At 71.8% G+C, this 13,946-nt stretch carries 14 protein-coding genes; 12 read left to right on the forward strand and 2 right to left on the reverse strand.

The features are described from left to right. From L615_RS24545 to L615_RS22865, 6 genes are all read left to right on the forward strand, one after another. The coding region (locus L615_RS24545; RefSeq protein ID WP_261376837.1) for a TraR/DksA family transcriptional regulator at nt 1–747 on the forward strand (747 nt) is incomplete at its 5' end. Next, nucleotides 720–1,292, forward strand: a complete 573-nt coding sequence (lspA, locus tag L615_RS22845; RefSeq protein ID WP_036516661.1) for a signal peptidase II — start codon at nt 720–722, stop codon at nt 1,290–1,292. The genes L615_RS24545 and lspA, both read left to right, overlap by 28 nt. Then, complete coding sequence (locus L615_RS22850) at nt 1,289–2,227, forward strand: RluA family pseudouridine synthase (protein WP_145726669.1); 939 nt, start codon at nt 1,289–1,291, stop codon at nt 2,225–2,227. Before lspA ends, L615_RS22850 begins: the two co-directional genes overlap by 4 nt. 16 nt (nt 2,228–2,243) lie before the next feature. After that, nucleotides 2,244–2,711: a GNAT family N-acetyltransferase gene (locus L615_RS22855; RefSeq protein ID WP_028654390.1), complete on the forward strand. Its 468-nt coding sequence runs from the start codon at nt 2,244–2,246 to the stop codon at nt 2,709–2,711. Between the two features lie 100 nt (nt 2,712–2,811). Beyond that, nucleotides 2,812–6,378, forward strand: a complete 3,567-nt coding sequence (gene dnaE / locus L615_RS22860) for a DNA polymerase III subunit alpha (RefSeq protein WP_028654389.1) — start codon at nt 2,812–2,814, stop codon at nt 6,376–6,378. Then, nucleotides 6,375–6,944, forward strand: a complete 570-nt coding sequence (locus L615_RS22865; RefSeq protein ID WP_145726672.1) for a hypothetical protein — start codon at nt 6,375–6,377, stop codon at nt 6,942–6,944. Before dnaE ends, L615_RS22865 begins: the two co-directional genes overlap by 4 nt. On the opposite strand, the gene ybaK is transcribed toward L615_RS22865, so the two are convergent. Together ybaK and L615_RS22875 are read right to left on the reverse strand one after the other, a co-directional pair. Further along, nucleotides 6,886–7,380, reverse strand: a complete 495-nt coding sequence (gene ybaK / locus L615_RS22870) for a Cys-tRNA(Pro) deacylase (protein ID WP_145726675.1) — start codon at nt 7,378–7,380, stop codon at nt 6,886–6,888. The two genes, L615_RS22865 and ybaK, sit on opposite strands and share 59 nt — an antisense overlap. 24 nt (nt 7,381–7,404) lie before the next feature. After that, complete coding sequence (locus L615_RS22875) at nt 7,405–8,070, reverse strand: LON peptidase substrate-binding domain-containing protein (protein ID WP_145726679.1); 666 nt, start codon at nt 8,068–8,070, stop codon at nt 7,405–7,407. 96 nt (nt 8,071–8,166) lie between these two features. Between L615_RS22875 and hisD the strand changes: the two genes are divergently transcribed. The 6 genes from hisD to hisF are packed head-to-tail and all read left to right on the forward strand — an operon-like array spanning nt 8,167 to nt 13,341. Next, entirely contained in the window at nt 8,167–9,471 is a 1,305-nt protein-coding gene (gene hisD / locus L615_RS22880; RefSeq protein WP_145726682.1) for a histidinol dehydrogenase, read from the forward strand. Beyond that, nucleotides 9,468–10,568, forward strand: coding sequence for a histidinol-phosphate transaminase (locus L615_RS22885; RefSeq protein ID WP_028654384.1), 1,101 nt, complete (start codon nt 9,468–9,470; stop codon nt 10,566–10,568). Before hisD ends, L615_RS22885 begins: the two co-directional genes overlap by 4 nt. Then, nucleotides 10,565–11,179 carry an imidazoleglycerol-phosphate dehydratase HisB gene (gene hisB / locus L615_RS22890; protein ID WP_028654383.1) on the forward strand — a complete coding sequence of 205 codons (615 nt, stop codon included), beginning with the start codon at nt 10,565–10,567 and terminating at the stop codon, nt 11,177–11,179. Before L615_RS22885 ends, hisB begins: the two co-directional genes overlap by 4 nt. A 4-nt stretch (nt 11,180–11,183) precedes the next feature. Beyond that, the gene (gene hisH / locus L615_RS22895) at nt 11,184–11,834 is read left to right on the forward strand and encodes an imidazole glycerol phosphate synthase subunit HisH (RefSeq protein WP_145726685.1); all 651 of its coding nucleotides are present in this window, start codon (nt 11,184–11,186) and stop codon (nt 11,832–11,834) included. Further along, complete coding sequence (gene priA, locus L615_RS22900; RefSeq protein WP_145726688.1) at nt 11,831–12,565, forward strand: bifunctional 1-(5-phosphoribosyl)-5-((5-phosphoribosylamino)methylideneamino)imidazole-4-carboxamide isomerase/phosphoribosylanthranilate isomerase PriA; 735 nt, start codon at nt 11,831–11,833, stop codon at nt 12,563–12,565. Before hisH ends, priA begins: the two co-directional genes overlap by 4 nt. Further along, nucleotides 12,565–13,341 carry an imidazole glycerol phosphate synthase subunit HisF gene (gene hisF / locus L615_RS22905; RefSeq protein ID WP_145726690.1) on the forward strand — a complete coding sequence of 259 codons (777 nt, stop codon included), beginning with the start codon at nt 12,565–12,567 and terminating at the stop codon, nt 13,339–13,341. Before priA ends, hisF begins: the two co-directional genes overlap by 1 nt. Nucleotides 13,342–13,946: the final 605 nt, after the last annotated feature.

Genomic DNA, 13,946 nt, shown 5'->3' on the forward strand with positions numbered 1-13,946 from the left:
GCCAAGAAGGCGGCCCCCGCCAAGAAGGCCACCCCGGCCAAGAAGGCGGCCACCGCCAAGAAGGCCACCCCGGCGAGGAAGACGACCGCGGCCGCGAAGAAGGCCACCCCCGCGAAGAAGGCGACGTCGGCCACGAAGACCGCGCCTGCCCGGAAGGCGGCGCCGGCGCAGCCCGCGCCGGCCAAGAAGACGGCCAAGAAGACGGCCACGAAGACGGCCACGAAGACCGCTCCGGCGAAGGAGACGGCCCCGGCGAAGAAGGCGGCGACCCCCGTGACCAAGGCGACCCCGGCGAAGAAGGCACCCGCGAAGAAGGCACCCGCGAAGAAGGCGGCGGCGAAGAAGGCCGCGCCCTCGTCCCTCGTGGTCCTCGAGCACGAGGAGGCGTGGTCCAAGGAGGAGCTCGCCGAGGTGCTTGAAGAGCTCCACGAGCAGCGGGCCCGCGCGGCGCAGATCGTGGAGGAGCAGGAGGCCGACCTCACCGGCCTCCTCCGCGACTCCGGTGACGGCGCCGGGCAGGACCAGGCCGACATCGGTGCCACCAGCTTCGAGCGCGACCACGAGCTCACCGTGCTCAACCACGAGCGGGAGAAGCTGGCGCAGATCGACCGGGCGCTGGCGCGCATCGACGACGGCACGTACGGCGTGTGCGAGTCGTGCGGCAACCCCATCGGCAAGATGCGGCTCATGGCGTTCCCGCGTGCCACACTGTGCATGACATGCAAGCAGCGAGAGGAACGCCGGTAGGCGACCGCGACGAGGGGGCCGAGCCGGCGCGGAGCTCCCTGCTCGCCGCTCCCCGCACCTGGCTGCTCTTCGCCTCGGTCGCGGCCGCGATGTTCGCGGTCGACCAGGTCACGAAGGTGCTCGCCGTCGACCGGCTCACCGACCGCCCCGACGTCGAGGTCGTGGGGGAGCTGTTGCAGCTGCACCTGACCTACAACCCGGGCGCGGCGTTCAGCCTCGGCACCCGCTTCACCGTCGCGCTCTCGGTGCTCGCCATCGTGGCGACCCTCGTGGTCCTGTGGCTGAGCCGCCGCGTGCAGAGCCGCTGGTGGGCGGTCGCGCTCGGCTTCATGCTCGCCGGCATCGACGGCAACCTCGCCGACCGGCTCCTCCGCGACCCGGCCCCCTTCCGCGGGCACGTCGTGGACTTCCTCATGCTGCCGAACTGGCCCGTCTTCAACGTCGCCGACATCTGCATCAACGTCGGGGTCGTCATGGTCCTCATCCAGGTGCTCCGCGGCGTCGCGATGGACGGGTCCCGCGTCGAGAAGGACACCACCGAATGAGCATCGTCGACCACCGGACCCTCATCGTCCCGGACAGCCTCGAGGGCGAGCGGATCGACGTGGTGCTCGCTCAGCTGTTCGGCGTGTCCCGCACCCGCGCCGCCGAGCTCGTCGCCGACGGCCGGGTCAGCGTCGACGGCGCTCCCGTCGGCGGCAAGAGCGACCGGGTCCTCGCCGGGGTCACCCTGGACGTCGAGATCCCCGCGCAGGCCGACCCGCTCGAGGTCGTCCCCGAGATCGTCGAGGGGATCAAGATCATCCACGACGACGACGCCATCGTGGTGATCGACAAGCCGGTCGGCGTCGCGGTGCACCCGTCGCCGGGCTGGCGCGGCCCGACCGTGGTCGGCCACCTCGCCGGCGCCGGCTTCCGGATCTCCACCTCGGGCGCCAAGGAGCGCGAGGGCATCGTGCAGCGCCTCGACGTCGGCACCTCGGGCGTGATGGTCATCGCCAAGTCCGAGCACGCCTACTCCGTGCTCAAGAACGCGTTCCGCCGTCGCACGGTCGACAAGACCTACCACGCGCTCGTCCAGGGCCACCCGGACCCGCTCGAGGGCACGATCGACGCACCGATCGGCCGCCACCCCAAGTACGACTACAAGTTCGCGGTCATGGACGACGGCCGGCACAGCGTCACCCACTACGAGACGCTCGAGGCGCACCGCTTCGCCAGCCTCCTCGAGGTGCACCTCGAGACCGGCCGCACCCACCAGATCCGGGTGCACATGAGCGCGCTCAAGCACCCCTGCGTCGGCGACATCACCTACGGCGCCGACCCGGTGCTGGCCCGCCGGGTCGGGCTCCAGCGGCAGTGGCTGCACGCGGTGAAGCTCGGCTTCGAGCACCCGGAGACCGGCGACTACGTGACCTACGAGTCGACGTACCCCGACGACCTCGCGCACGCCCTCGACGTGATCCGCGACGCGCACTGAGCGTGGCGCTGCACTGATGGACGCGGACCTGCTCCTGCGTCCGGCCACGGCGGCCGACGCCGGCGGGGTCGCCGACGTCCACTGGCGCGCTCGCGCGGCCGCCCCGATGCCCGCGCCGGTGCACACGCAGGCCCAGGTGCGGGCGTGGCTCGCCTCGCGCATCGACGGCCCCTCCGGGGACGAGGTGTGGGTCGCCGAGGCCGCCGGGCGGGTCGTGGGCTACGCGCGGTTCACCCGGACCTGGCTCGACGACCTGTACGTCGACCCCGACCACGCCGGCCGGGGCGTCGGCACCGCGCTGCTCGACCTGGTGAAGGCTCGCCACCCGCACGGCTTCGGGCTGTGGGTGTTCGCGGTGAACACGCCGGCGCAGGCGTTCTACCGCGCCCACGGGCTCGTCGAGCGCGAGCGCACCGACGGCTCCGACAACGAGGAGCGGGCGCCCGACGTCCGCATGGAGTGGGCCGGCAGCAGCCCCGGATGACTCGGACCCTCCTGCCACGATCCGTCGGTCGGGTCGCGTAGTCTGATCTCCTTCCCCGACGCACGTCCCACCATCTCTTCTCGAGGAGTCACCACACCCGATGGCAGCCGGTTCCGGGGGAGCGGACTTCGTCCACCTGCACGTCCACACCGAGTACTCCATGCTCGACGGGGCGTCCCTGCTCGACGGCCTGTTCCAGCGCGTCAACGACCTCGGCATGACGTCGATCGCCATGACCGACCACGGCAACCTGCACGGCGCCTACGACTTCTACTCCAAGGCGCGCAAGTACGGCGTCAAGCCGATCATCGGCATCGAGGCCTACCTGACCCCGGGCACTCCCCGCGGTGAGCGCCGGCGGGTCCGATGGGGCAAGGGTGACGCGATGGAGGAAGGCGGCGACGACGTCGCCGGCGGTGGCGCCTACACCCACATGACGATGTGGGCCGAGAGCACCGAGGGCATGCACAACCTCTTCCGGCTCTCGTCGCGCTCCAGCCTCGAGGGCTACTTCTACAAGCCCCGGATGGACAAGGAGATCCTCGCCGAGCACAGCAAGGGCCTCATCGTCAGCACGGGCTGCCCCAGTGGCGCGATCCAGACCCGGCTCCGGCTCGGCCAGTGGGACGAGGCGGTCCGCGAGGCGGCCGAGCTCCAGGACATCTTCGGCAAGGACAACGTCTTCCTCGAGCTGATGGACCACGGCATCTCCATCGAGAAGCGCGTGCGCGACGACCTGCTCCGGCTCGGTCGCGAGATGGGCATCCCGCCGATCGCGACCAACGACTCGCACTACAACAACCCCGAGGACGCCGACGCCCACGACGCCCTCATCTGCGTCGCCTCCGGCAAGCGGCTCTCCGACACCAACCGGCTCAAGTTCGACGGCGGCGGCTACTACATCAAGTCCGCCGCCGAGATGCGCGAGCTGTGGGCCGACCGGTTCGGGATGCCGGAGGCCTGCGACAACACCATGGCCATCGCCGAGCGGTGCTCGGTGGAGTTCCACGAGTCCACCGGTGGCTACATGGCCCGCGCCGACATCCCGGCGGGGGAGACCGAGGAGTCCTGGTTCCGCAAGGAGGTGTGGCGCGGCATCGAGGCGCGCTACCCGGGCGACAAGCTCACCCAGGAGGTGCGCGACCGGGTCGAGATGGAGCTCGCGGTCGTGTCGCAGAAGGGCTACTGCGGCTACTACCTCGTGGTCGCCGACTTCATCAACTGGGCCAAGAACAACGGCATCCGGGTCGGCCCGGGCCGTGGTTCCGGTGCGGGCTCGATCGCGGCGTACGCACTGCGCATCACCGACCTCTGCCCGCTCGAGCACGGCCTGTTCTTCGAGCGCTTCCTCAACCCCGAGCGTCCCTCGATGCCCGACTTCGACATCGACTTCGACGACGCCCGCCGCGGTGAGGTCATCCAGTACGTCAGCGAGAAGTACGGCGCCGAGCGCGTCGCGCAGATCGCCACCTTCGGCCGGCTCAAGTCCAAGGCCGCGATCAAGGACGCCGCCCGGGTGCTCGACCACGGCTTCGCGATCGGCGACAAGATCACCAAGGCGATGCCGCCCGACGTCATGGGCAAGGGCGTGCCGCTGAAGGAGATCTTCAACCCCGAGCACAAGCGCTACAACGACGGCGGGGAGTTCCGCGCGCTCTACGAGCAGGACCCCGACGTCCGCACGATCTACCAGACGGCGCTCGGCCTCGAGGGCCAGATCCGCAACTGGGGCGTGCACGCGGCGGGCGTCATCATGTCCAGCGAGCCGCTGATCGACATCGTCCCGATCATGGCCCGCCCGCAGGACGGCGCCGTCATCACCCAGTTCGACTACCCGATGTGCGAGTCGCTCGGGCTGGTCAAGATGGACTTCCTGGGTCTGTCCAACCTCCGCATCCTCGAGGACGCCCTGGTCAACATCCGGGCCAACAAGGGCGAGGACGTGGTCCTCGAGGAGCTGCCGTTCGACGACCGGGCGACCTACGAGCTGATGGGGCGCGGTGACACGCTCGGCGTGTTCCAGCTCGATGGTGGCGGCATGCGGGCGCTGCTGCGCTCGATGCAGCCCGACAACTTCGCCGACATCACCGCGGTCAGCGCGCTGTACCGCCCCGGCCCGATGGGTGCGGACTCGCACAACAAGTACGCCCGCCGCAAGAACGGCCGCGAGCCGATCGAGCCGATCCACCCCGCGCTCGAGGAGGCGCTCGAGCCGGTCCTGGGGGAGACCTACGGCCTGATCGTCTACCAGGAGCAGGTGATGGCGATCGCCCAGGTCCTGGCCGGCTTCACCCTCGGTGCCGCAGACAACCTGCGCCGCGCCATGGGCAAGAAGAAGAAGGAGGAGCTGGACAAGCAGTACGCCGGCTTCCAGGCCGGGATGCTCGAGCGCGGCTACCCGCAGGACGCGATCGACACCCTCTGGGCGATCCTGCTGCCCTTCTCCGACTACGCCTTCAACAAGTCGCACTCCGCGGCCTACGGCGTCATCACCTACTGGACCGCCTACCTCAAGGCGAACTACCCGACCGAGTACATGGCCGCCCTCCTGACGTCCGTCAAGGACGACAAGGACAAGATGGCGATCTACCTCAACGAGTGCCGCCGGATGAAGATCCAGGTGCTCCCGCCCGACGTCAACGAGTCGGCCCACAACTTCACCGCCGTCGGCGCGGACATCCGCTTCGGCCTGACCGCGATCCGCAACGTCGGCGGCAACGTCGTCGACGGCATCGTGGCCGCGCGCACGGAGGAGGGGCGGTTCACCGACTTCAACGACTTCCTGTCCAAGGTCCCGGCCCAGGTGTGCAACAAGCGGGTCATCGACTCGCTGATCAAGGCCGGTGCCTTCGACGACATGAAGCACCGGCGCCGGGCGCTGGTCGCGATCCACGAGACCGCGGTCGACCAGTACGTCGACATCAAGCGCAACGAGGCGATCGGCCAGGACTCGCTGTTCGCCGGCCTCGGCGACGACGAAGGCGACGGCGGCTTCGGGGTCAGCGTCGCGATCCCCGACATCGACGAGTGGGACAAGATGACCCTGCTCGGCCACGAGCGGGAGATGCTCGGCCTCTACGTCTCCGACCACCCGCTGCTCGGCCTGGAGCACGTGCTGTCCAACGGCACCGACTGCACCATCGGCCAGCTGGTCACCGACGAGGACCGGCCGCACAACTCGACGGTCACCGTCGCCGGCCTGATCACCTCGATCCAGCGCAAGATCACCAAGAACGGCGACCCGTGGGCCACCGTGACCCTGGAGGACCTCGAGGGTGCGATCGACGTGCTGCTCTTCCCGAGCAGCTACCGCCTCGCAGCGCCGTACCTCACCGAGGACGCGATCGTCCGGGTCCGTGGCCAGCTCGACAAGGAGCGGGAGCCGGTGCAGATGCGGGGCCAGGAGGTCACCGTCCCCGACCTGGAGAACACCGCCGACGGCCCCGTGGTGATCAGCCTGCCGTCCACGCGGTGCACAGGTCCGGTGGTCCAGCAGCTGCGCGACGTGCTCGTCACGCACCCCGGCCTGACCGAGGTCCGGCTGCAGCTGCTGAGCCGTGACTCCACCAAGCTCATGCGGCTGGGAGACAATCTCCGGGTGACCCCGACGCCGGCGCTCTTCGCCGACCTCAAGCAGCTCCTCGGCCCCGGGTGCCTGGCCGGATGACGACCCCTGCGCGGGACCTGCTGCGTCCCGTCCTCGCCCCGGTCGCGCTCGGCGCGGCGCTCGCCGCGCTCGGTGGCTGGCTGTGGTGGGAGTGGTGGGCCCCGCCGCCGACCGGCAAGGTCTACGAGACCTCGGTCGGTCCGACCTGGTACCCCGACCCGTTCGACCCCGGCATCACCCGCGACTTCAACGCCACGGCGACCTTCGTGGTCGTCGGCTTCGGGCTGGCCCTGGTGCTCGGCCTCGCCTCCGGCTGGCTCGCCCGCAACCGCGCGGTGCCGGGCCTGGCCGCCGTCGGCGTGGCGAGCCTCGTGGGTGCGGCCGTGATGACCGTCGTCGGCCTCGCGCAGAGCCCTCCGGACCCGCAGGACCGCGCCGGCGAGGTCGCGATCGGCACGGTGCTGCCGGGCAACCTCGAGATCGGCGGCTGGACGCCCTACCTCGCGTGGCCGGTCGGTGCGCTGCTCGGCTACCTCGTCGTGATGCTCGCGCTGAAGCCGACCTCGCTCAGCGGCGGATCGCCGCGACCCGCGCCGCTGTCATCCGCACCAGGTCCGCAGGGCTGAGCTCGACCTCCATCCCGCGCCGGCCGGCCGACACGAAGACGGTCGGGTGGTCGAGGACGGACTCGTCGACGACGGTCGGGTGGGCCTTGCGCTGCCCGAGCGGCGAGATCCCGCCGACGACGTACCCCGTCGCCCGCTCGGCCGCCCGGGGGTCGGCCATGCTCGCCTTGCGCCCCTCGAGCGCCCGGGCGAGCGCCTTGAGGTCCAGCTGGCCGGCGACCGGCACGACGCCGACGACCAGTGCGCCGTCGAGGTCGGCGAACAGGGTCTTGAACACGCGTCCGGGGTCGATCCCCATCGCCTCGGCCGCCTCGAGGCCGTAGGACTCGGCGCGGGCGTCGTGGTCGTACTCGTGGACCGTGAACGCGACGCCGGCCTCGGTCAGGGCGACCGTGGCGGGGGTGCCGCCACCGGCCTTCGCCTTCTTCTTCGCCACGCGCCGGACCCTAGCCGGGCACGTCTAGTTCGGCGACCAGCGCGTCCGTGCGACCTCGGTGGCCGGCAGGGACAGGATCACGTTCATCGCGCGCAGCTCGGCGCGCAGCAGGTCGGTGACCAGCAGCAGCCGCTCGGTGGCGTCGCCGGCCTCGAGCAGCTCCTGGCGCTCGCCGAGGGGGAGCGGGGAGCAGGCGGCCAGGGTCCACGACAGGAACCCCGGGTCCTGCGGGAGCTCACCGGAGAGCGGGTCGCCGGCGATGTCGCGCACCACCGCGCGGTAGGCCGCGAACGTCGCGCGAGCCTGCTCCACCACCTCGGCCGGTACGTCGGCCGGCAGCTCGGGCAGCACCCGGACCTCGCCGACGGGGAACTCCCCACCACCGATGAGGCGGTCGAGCTGGATGCGGTCGCGGCCCACCGCCACGATGTCGAAGGTGCCGTCGGGGTTGCTCTCGACGTCGGTCAGCTGCAGCCGCACACCGGTGCGGAACAGCGACTGCGCGCCGTGGTCGCCGACCTCGTAGCCCTCGCGGATGGCCACCGAGCCGAACACCCGCTCCGCGGGGTCCCCGATCTGCAGCAGGTGCTGCACGAGCGCGCGGTAGCGGTCCTCGAAGACGTGCAGCGGCAGGCTCACCCCCGGGTAGAGCACCGCGTTGAGCGGGAACATGGGCAGCTCGTCGGGCACGTCACCGACCCTAGGGCACGGCACCACGTGTGGCCCTCGTCCCGGCAGGCGTCGGCGAGGCGGGGGAGCACCGCGGTCGACCGTAGAATCGGGGACATGTCCCTCATCCGTCGCATCGACCTGCGTGACGCCGACGCCTCCGTCGACTACCGCGCAGCCGTGCCCCGCGCCGACTTCGACATCGAGGCTGCGGTGCCCGCGGTGCACGCGATCTGCGAGGAGGTCCGCACCCGCGGGCTGGACGCCCTCGTCGACTTCGGCGAGAAGTTCGACGGCGTCCGGGTGGAGGACGTCCGGGTCGCCCCCGAGGCGATCCAGGCGGCCCTGGAGCAGCTCGACCCCGACATCAGGGCCGGGCTCGAGGAGTCGATCCGCCGGCTGCGCGCGACCTGCGCCAACGAGCTGGAGCAGGATGCCGTCACCGACCTCGGCCCCGGCGCCCGGGTGACCCACCGCAAGGTGCCGGTCGGCCGCGTCGGCCTCTACGTCCCCGGTGGCCTCGCGCCTCTGGTCTCCAGCGTCCTGATGAACACCGTCCCGGCGCAGACCGCCGGCGTCGAGTCGATCGCCCTGGCCAGCCCGCCGCAGAAGGAGTTCGGCGGCTCGGTGCACCCGACGATCCTCGCGGCCTGCGCGCTGCTCGGTGTCGACGAGGTGTACGCCGTCGGCGGCGCCCAGGCGATCGCGATGTTCGCCTACGGCGTCGGCCCCTGCCAGAAGGTCGACCTGGTGACCGGGCCCGGCAACATCTGGGTGGTCACCGCCAAGCGGATCCTCAAGGGCCTGGTCGGCATCGACTCCGAGGCCGGCCCGACCGAGATCGCGATCCTCGCCGACGACACCGCCGACGCCGCCTACGTCGCCGCCGACCTGATCAGCCAGGCCGAGCACGACCCGCTGGCCGCGTCGGTGCTCGTCACCACCTCCGAGCGCCTCGCCGCCGACGTGGAGGTCGAGCTCGACAAGCAGGTCGCCGCGACCAAGCACGTCGAGCGCATCACCACCTCGCTGGCCGGCCAGCAGTCCGGCATCGTCCTGGTCCGCGACCTCGAGCAGGGCCTCGCCGTCGTCGACGCCTACGCCGCCGAGCACCTCGAGATCCACACCGAGGTCGCCGCCGCGTGGGCCGCCCGCGTGCGCAACGCCGGCGCGATCTTCGTCGGCCCGCACGCCCCGGTCAGCCTGGGCGACTACTGCGCCGGCTCCAACCACGTGCTGCCGACCGCCGGCTGCGCGTGCCACTCCTCGGGTCTCTCGGTGCGCGCGTTCACCAAGTCGGTGCACGTCGTCGAGTACTCCCAGGAGGGGCTCGCCGAGGTCGCCGACCACGTGGTCACCCTCGCCGAGGCCGAGGACCTGCCCGGCCACGGCGCCGCGATCACCGTGCGGGTGTCCCGATGACCGGGGCGGCCTGGCCGCCGCTGCGCGAGGAGCTCCGGGGGATCGAGCCCTACGGCGCCCCCCAGCTGGACGTGCCGGTGCAGCTCAACGTCAACGAGAACCCCTACGGCCCCTCGCCGGCCTGCATCGACGACATCGCCCGCTCCGCCGCCGAGGCTGCGGCGACGCTCAACCGCTACCCGGACCGGGAGTTCGTCGCGTTGCGCCAGGCACTCGCCGACTACCTCTCGCGCGACACGCCCGCCGGTGTCGTCCCCGAGCAGGTGTGGGCCGCCAACGGCTCCAACGAGGTCATGCTGCAGCTGCTGCAGGCCTTCGGCGGCCCCGGCCGCACCGCGGTCAGCTTCGCGCCGACCTACTCGATGTACCCCGAGTACGCCCGCGACACGAACACCCGCTGGGTGGCCGGGCGCCGCGCCGAGGACTTCTCGCTCGACCTCGACGCCGCGCGCGACCTCGTCAAGACCGAGCAGCCGAGCGTCATCTTGCTGCCCAGCCCGAACAACCCGACCGGCACGGCCTTGCCGCCCGACGCCGTCGGTGAGCTCTGCGAGGCCGCCGGTGACGGACTCGTCGTCGTCGACGAGGCCTACGGCGAGTTCCGCCGCTCGGGGGTGCCCAGCGCGCTGGAGCTGCTGCCGTCGTACCGCAACCTCGTGGTGACGCGGACGATGAGCAAGGCGTTCGCCGGTGCCGGCCTGCGGCTCGGCTACCTCGCCGCGGCCCCGGAGATCTGCGACGCGATCCGCGTGGTCCGCCTGCCCTACCACCTCTCGGCCGTCACCCAGGCCGTCGCGCTGGCCGCGCTGCGGCACGCCCCCGAGCTGCTCGGGAAGGTCGACGAGCTGCGCGCCGAGCGCGACCAGCTGGTCGACTGGCTCCGCGCCGAGGGGTACGACGTCGCCGACTCGGACGCGAATTTCGTGTTGTTCGGCCGATTCGCCGACCGCCATGCTGTCTGGCAGGGTCTCCTCGACCGGGGAGTCCTCATCCGGGAGACCGGGCCGGACGGCTGGCTGCGGGTCTCGGTCGGCACCCCCGACGAGATGGCCGCCTTCCGCCAGGCCCTCACCGACGTGAACGGAGAACGAGCATGACCGGTGCCCGCACCGCCCGCATCGAGCGGGCGACCAGCGAGTCCAAGGTGATCGTCGAGGTCGACCTCGACGGCTCGGGCAAGCACGACATCTCCACCGGTGTCGGCTTCTACGACCACATGCTCACCGCGTTCGCCCGCCACGCGCTGCTCGACCTGACCGTGCGCACGGAGGGCGACGTCCACATCGACGCGCACCACACGGTCGAGGACACCGCAATCGCGCTCGGCCAGGCCCTGCGCCAGGCCCTCGGCGACAAGGTCGGCATCCGCCGCTTCGGCGACGCCACCGTGCCGCTCGACGAGGCGCTGGTGCACGCCGTCGTCGACGTGTCCGGCCGTCCGTACTGCGTGCACACCGGCGAGCCGGAGGGCCAGCAGTACGTCCAGCTCGGCGGCTCCGGGGTGTCCTACCTCGGCTCCCTGACCCAGCACGTCTTCGAGTCCATCGCGTTCCACGGCCACTTCGCGCTGCACGTGCGGGTGCTGGCCGGCCGCGAGCCGCACCACATCGTGGAGACGCAGTTCAAGGCGTTCGCGCGGGCCTTCCGTGACGCGGTCGCCCTCGACCCGCGCGAGACCGGAATCCCGTCCACGAAGGGCGCGTTGTAGGCACATGAGCGAACGCAAGCCGTCCGTGGTCGTCCTCGACTACGGCTCCGGCAACCTGCGCTCCGCCGTGCGCGCCGTCGAGCGCGCGGGTGCGGACGTCACCCTGACCGGCGACCTCGACGCCGCCATGGAGGCCGACGGCCTGCTGGTGCCCGGGGTCGGTGCGTTCGAGGCCTGCATGCGCGGCCTGCGCGCGATCCGCGGCGAGCGGATCATCGCGCGGCGCCTGTCCGGGGGCCGTCCGGTCCTCGGCATCTGCGTCGGCATGCAGGTCCTGTTCGAGCGCGGCATCGAGCACGGTGTCGAGACCGACGGCTGCCAGGAGTGGCCCGGCGTCGTCGAGCGCCTGCAGGCGCCGATCGTCCCGCACATGGGCTGGAACACCGTCGACGTCCCGACCGGGACCCGGCTCTTCGCCGGCCTCGAGGACGAGCGCTTCTACTTCGTGCACTCCTACGGCGTGCGCGACTGGACGCTGGTCACCAACGACCGCACGCCCGACAGCCACCAGCCGCTGGTGACCTGGGCGGAGCACGGCGGCGACCGCTTCGTCGCGGCCGTCGAGAACGGACCCCTCTGCGCCACGCAGTTCCACCCGGAGAAGTCCGGGGACGCGGGCGCCCAACTTCTGAGGAACTGGGTGAATTCACTGTGAGCGCCTACCTGGAGCTGCTGCCCGCCGTCGACATCAAGGGCGGCCAGGCCGTCCAGCTGGTGCAGGGCGTGGACGGGTCCGAGAAGCGCTTCGGCGACCCCATCGAGGCCGCCCTGCGCTGGCAGGAGGCCGGCGCGGAGTGGCTGCACCTGGTCGACCTCGACGCCGCCTTCGGCCACGGCAACAACCGCGAGCTGCAGGCCGAGATCGTCGGTCGCCTCGACATCAAGGTCGAGATGAGCGGCGGCATCCGCGACGACGAGTCCCTCGAGGCAGCGATGGCCACCGGCTGCCGCCGGGTCAACATCGGCACCGCCGCGCTCGAGCAGCCGGAGTGGTGCGCGAGGGCGATCGCGACGTACGGCGACCGCGTGGCCGTGGGCCTCGACGTCCGCGGCCGCACGCTGGCCGCGCGCGGCTGGACCCGCGACGGCGGCGACCTCTACGAGACCCTCGCGCGCCTCGACTCCGAGGGCTGCGCGCGCTACGTCGTCACCGACGTCAACAAGGACGGCATGCTCCAGGGGCCGAACCTGCAGCTGCTCCAGGACGTCTGCGCCGCCACCGGCCGGCCGGTCGTCGCCTCCGGCGGCGTCACCACGCTCGACGACATCCGCGCGCTGATGGGCCTGGTCCCGCTCGGCGTCGAGGGCGCCATCGCCGGCACCGCGCTCTACACCGGCCAGTTCACCCTCGAGGACGCGCTCGTCCTCACCAAGGGCGGCCTCTGATGTCGCTGGCCGTCCGGGTGATCCCGTGCCTGGACGTCGACGCCGGCCGCGTGGTCAAGGGCGTCAACTTCCAGGACCTGCGTGACGCCGGGGACCCGGTCGAGCTGGCCAAGCTGTACGACGCCGAGGGCGCCGACGAGCTGACCTTCCTCGACATCTCCGCCTCCCACGAGGGCCGGGCCACGACGATGGAGATCGTCTCCGCGACGGCCGAGCAGGTGTTCATCCCGCTCACCGTCGGCGGGGGAGTCTCCTCGGTCGAGGACGTCGACCGCCTGCTGCGGGCCGGCGCCGACAAGGTGGCGATCAACACCGCCGCGATCCGCCGGCCCGAGCTGATCGCCGAGATCGCCCAGCGCTTCGGCAACCAGGTGCTGGTCCTGTCCGTCGACGCCCGTCGCGTCCCGCCCGGCTCCGAGGTGCGCACCGACTCCGGCTTCGAGGTCACCACCCACGGCGGCCGCCAGTCCGCCGGCMTCGACGCCGTCGAGTGGGCCGTGCGCGCCGCCGAGCTCGGCGCCGGCGAGATCCTGCTCAACGCCATGGACGCCGACGGCACCACCGACGGCTTCGACCTCGAGCTGATCCGCGCGGTCCGCGCCGAGGTCCAGATCCCCGTCATCGCCTCCGGCGGCGCCGGCGCCGTCGAGCACTTCCCGCCGGCCGTCGAGGCAGGCGCCGACGCCGTCCTCGCCGCCACGGTCTTCCACTTCGGCACCCTCAGGATCGCCGACGTGAAGAAGTCGCTCGCCGACGCCGGCCACCCCGTGCGCTGAGCCGCGCGGCCCGGACAGTCAGCCCGGCGGTACGGCGGCCGCACCGTCACCAGCGCCGGACCCGGCCGTCGGCTGCTCGCCCGGGGATTCGTCGGAGGCGACCGCGGGTGGCCGGTCCGGAGCCTGCAGGTCGGGTTCGTCTGACTCGGGAGCACCGCACGCGCTGGCCAGTACGACCAGACCCACGCCGACGAGCCCGAGACGGGTACCGATGAGGTCCACGGCGCCCTTCCTCTCGTCGTCCTCGATTGGACCTCGAGCCTCGCCCGCTTCCGCCGCCCTCGCAACGCCGGTCGCGCCAACCTGTGGACAACGGGCGGGCCCCTGCTCGAGAGGAGAGCTCTGGTGACTGGGGTGCGACGAGCGCCAGCGAGGAGGCTCGCTGTGCTCTCTGCGCGAGCGCGTCGCCTGTCGTGCTCGCGCCGCACGGGCACTCGCTGCGCTCGGCCCGCGGGCGTCGCACGACGCGCCTTCGGCGCGGGCGCCGCGCTGCCGCGCGCGCAGTTGCCTCCGGCAGGTGGCTGGGCCCGTCAGGCGGACTGTGCCCGGCACCGTCCGGTGCACCGTGGCCGGAGGTTTCGAGGCTCGGCGCCGGGGCGCCTCGC

The sequence above is a fragment of the Nocardioides sp. J9 genome, assembly GCF_007829375.1.
Lineage (GTDB): Bacteria > Actinomycetota > Actinomycetes > Propionibacteriales > Nocardioidaceae > Nocardioides.

Excerpts from the sequence above, each read along its gene's own strand:
- lspA (WP_036516661.1), top strand. The coding sequence starts at position 720 with ATGCAAGCAGCGAGAGGAACGCCGGTAGGCGACCGCGACGAGGGGGCC.
- L615_RS22850 (WP_145726669.1), top strand. The coding sequence starts at position 1,289 with ATGAGCATCGTCGACCACCGGACCCTCATCGTCCCGGACAGCCTCGAG.
- L615_RS22855 (WP_028654390.1), top strand. The coding sequence starts at position 2,244 with ATGGACGCGGACCTGCTCCTGCGTCCGGCCACGGCGGCCGACGCCGGC.
- dnaE (WP_028654389.1), top strand. The coding sequence starts at position 2,812 with ATGGCAGCCGGTTCCGGGGGAGCGGACTTCGTCCACCTGCACGTCCAC.
- L615_RS22865 (WP_145726672.1), top strand. The coding sequence starts at position 6,375 with ATGACGACCCCTGCGCGGGACCTGCTGCGTCCCGTCCTCGCCCCGGTC.
- hisD (WP_145726682.1), top strand. The coding sequence starts at position 8,167 with ATGTCCCTCATCCGTCGCATCGACCTGCGTGACGCCGACGCCTCCGTC.
- L615_RS22885 (WP_028654384.1), top strand. The coding sequence starts at position 9,468 with ATGACCGGGGCGGCCTGGCCGCCGCTGCGCGAGGAGCTCCGGGGGATC.
- hisB (WP_028654383.1), top strand. The coding sequence starts at position 10,565 with ATGACCGGTGCCCGCACCGCCCGCATCGAGCGGGCGACCAGCGAGTCC.
- hisH (WP_145726685.1), top strand. The coding sequence starts at position 11,184 with ATGAGCGAACGCAAGCCGTCCGTGGTCGTCCTCGACTACGGCTCCGGC.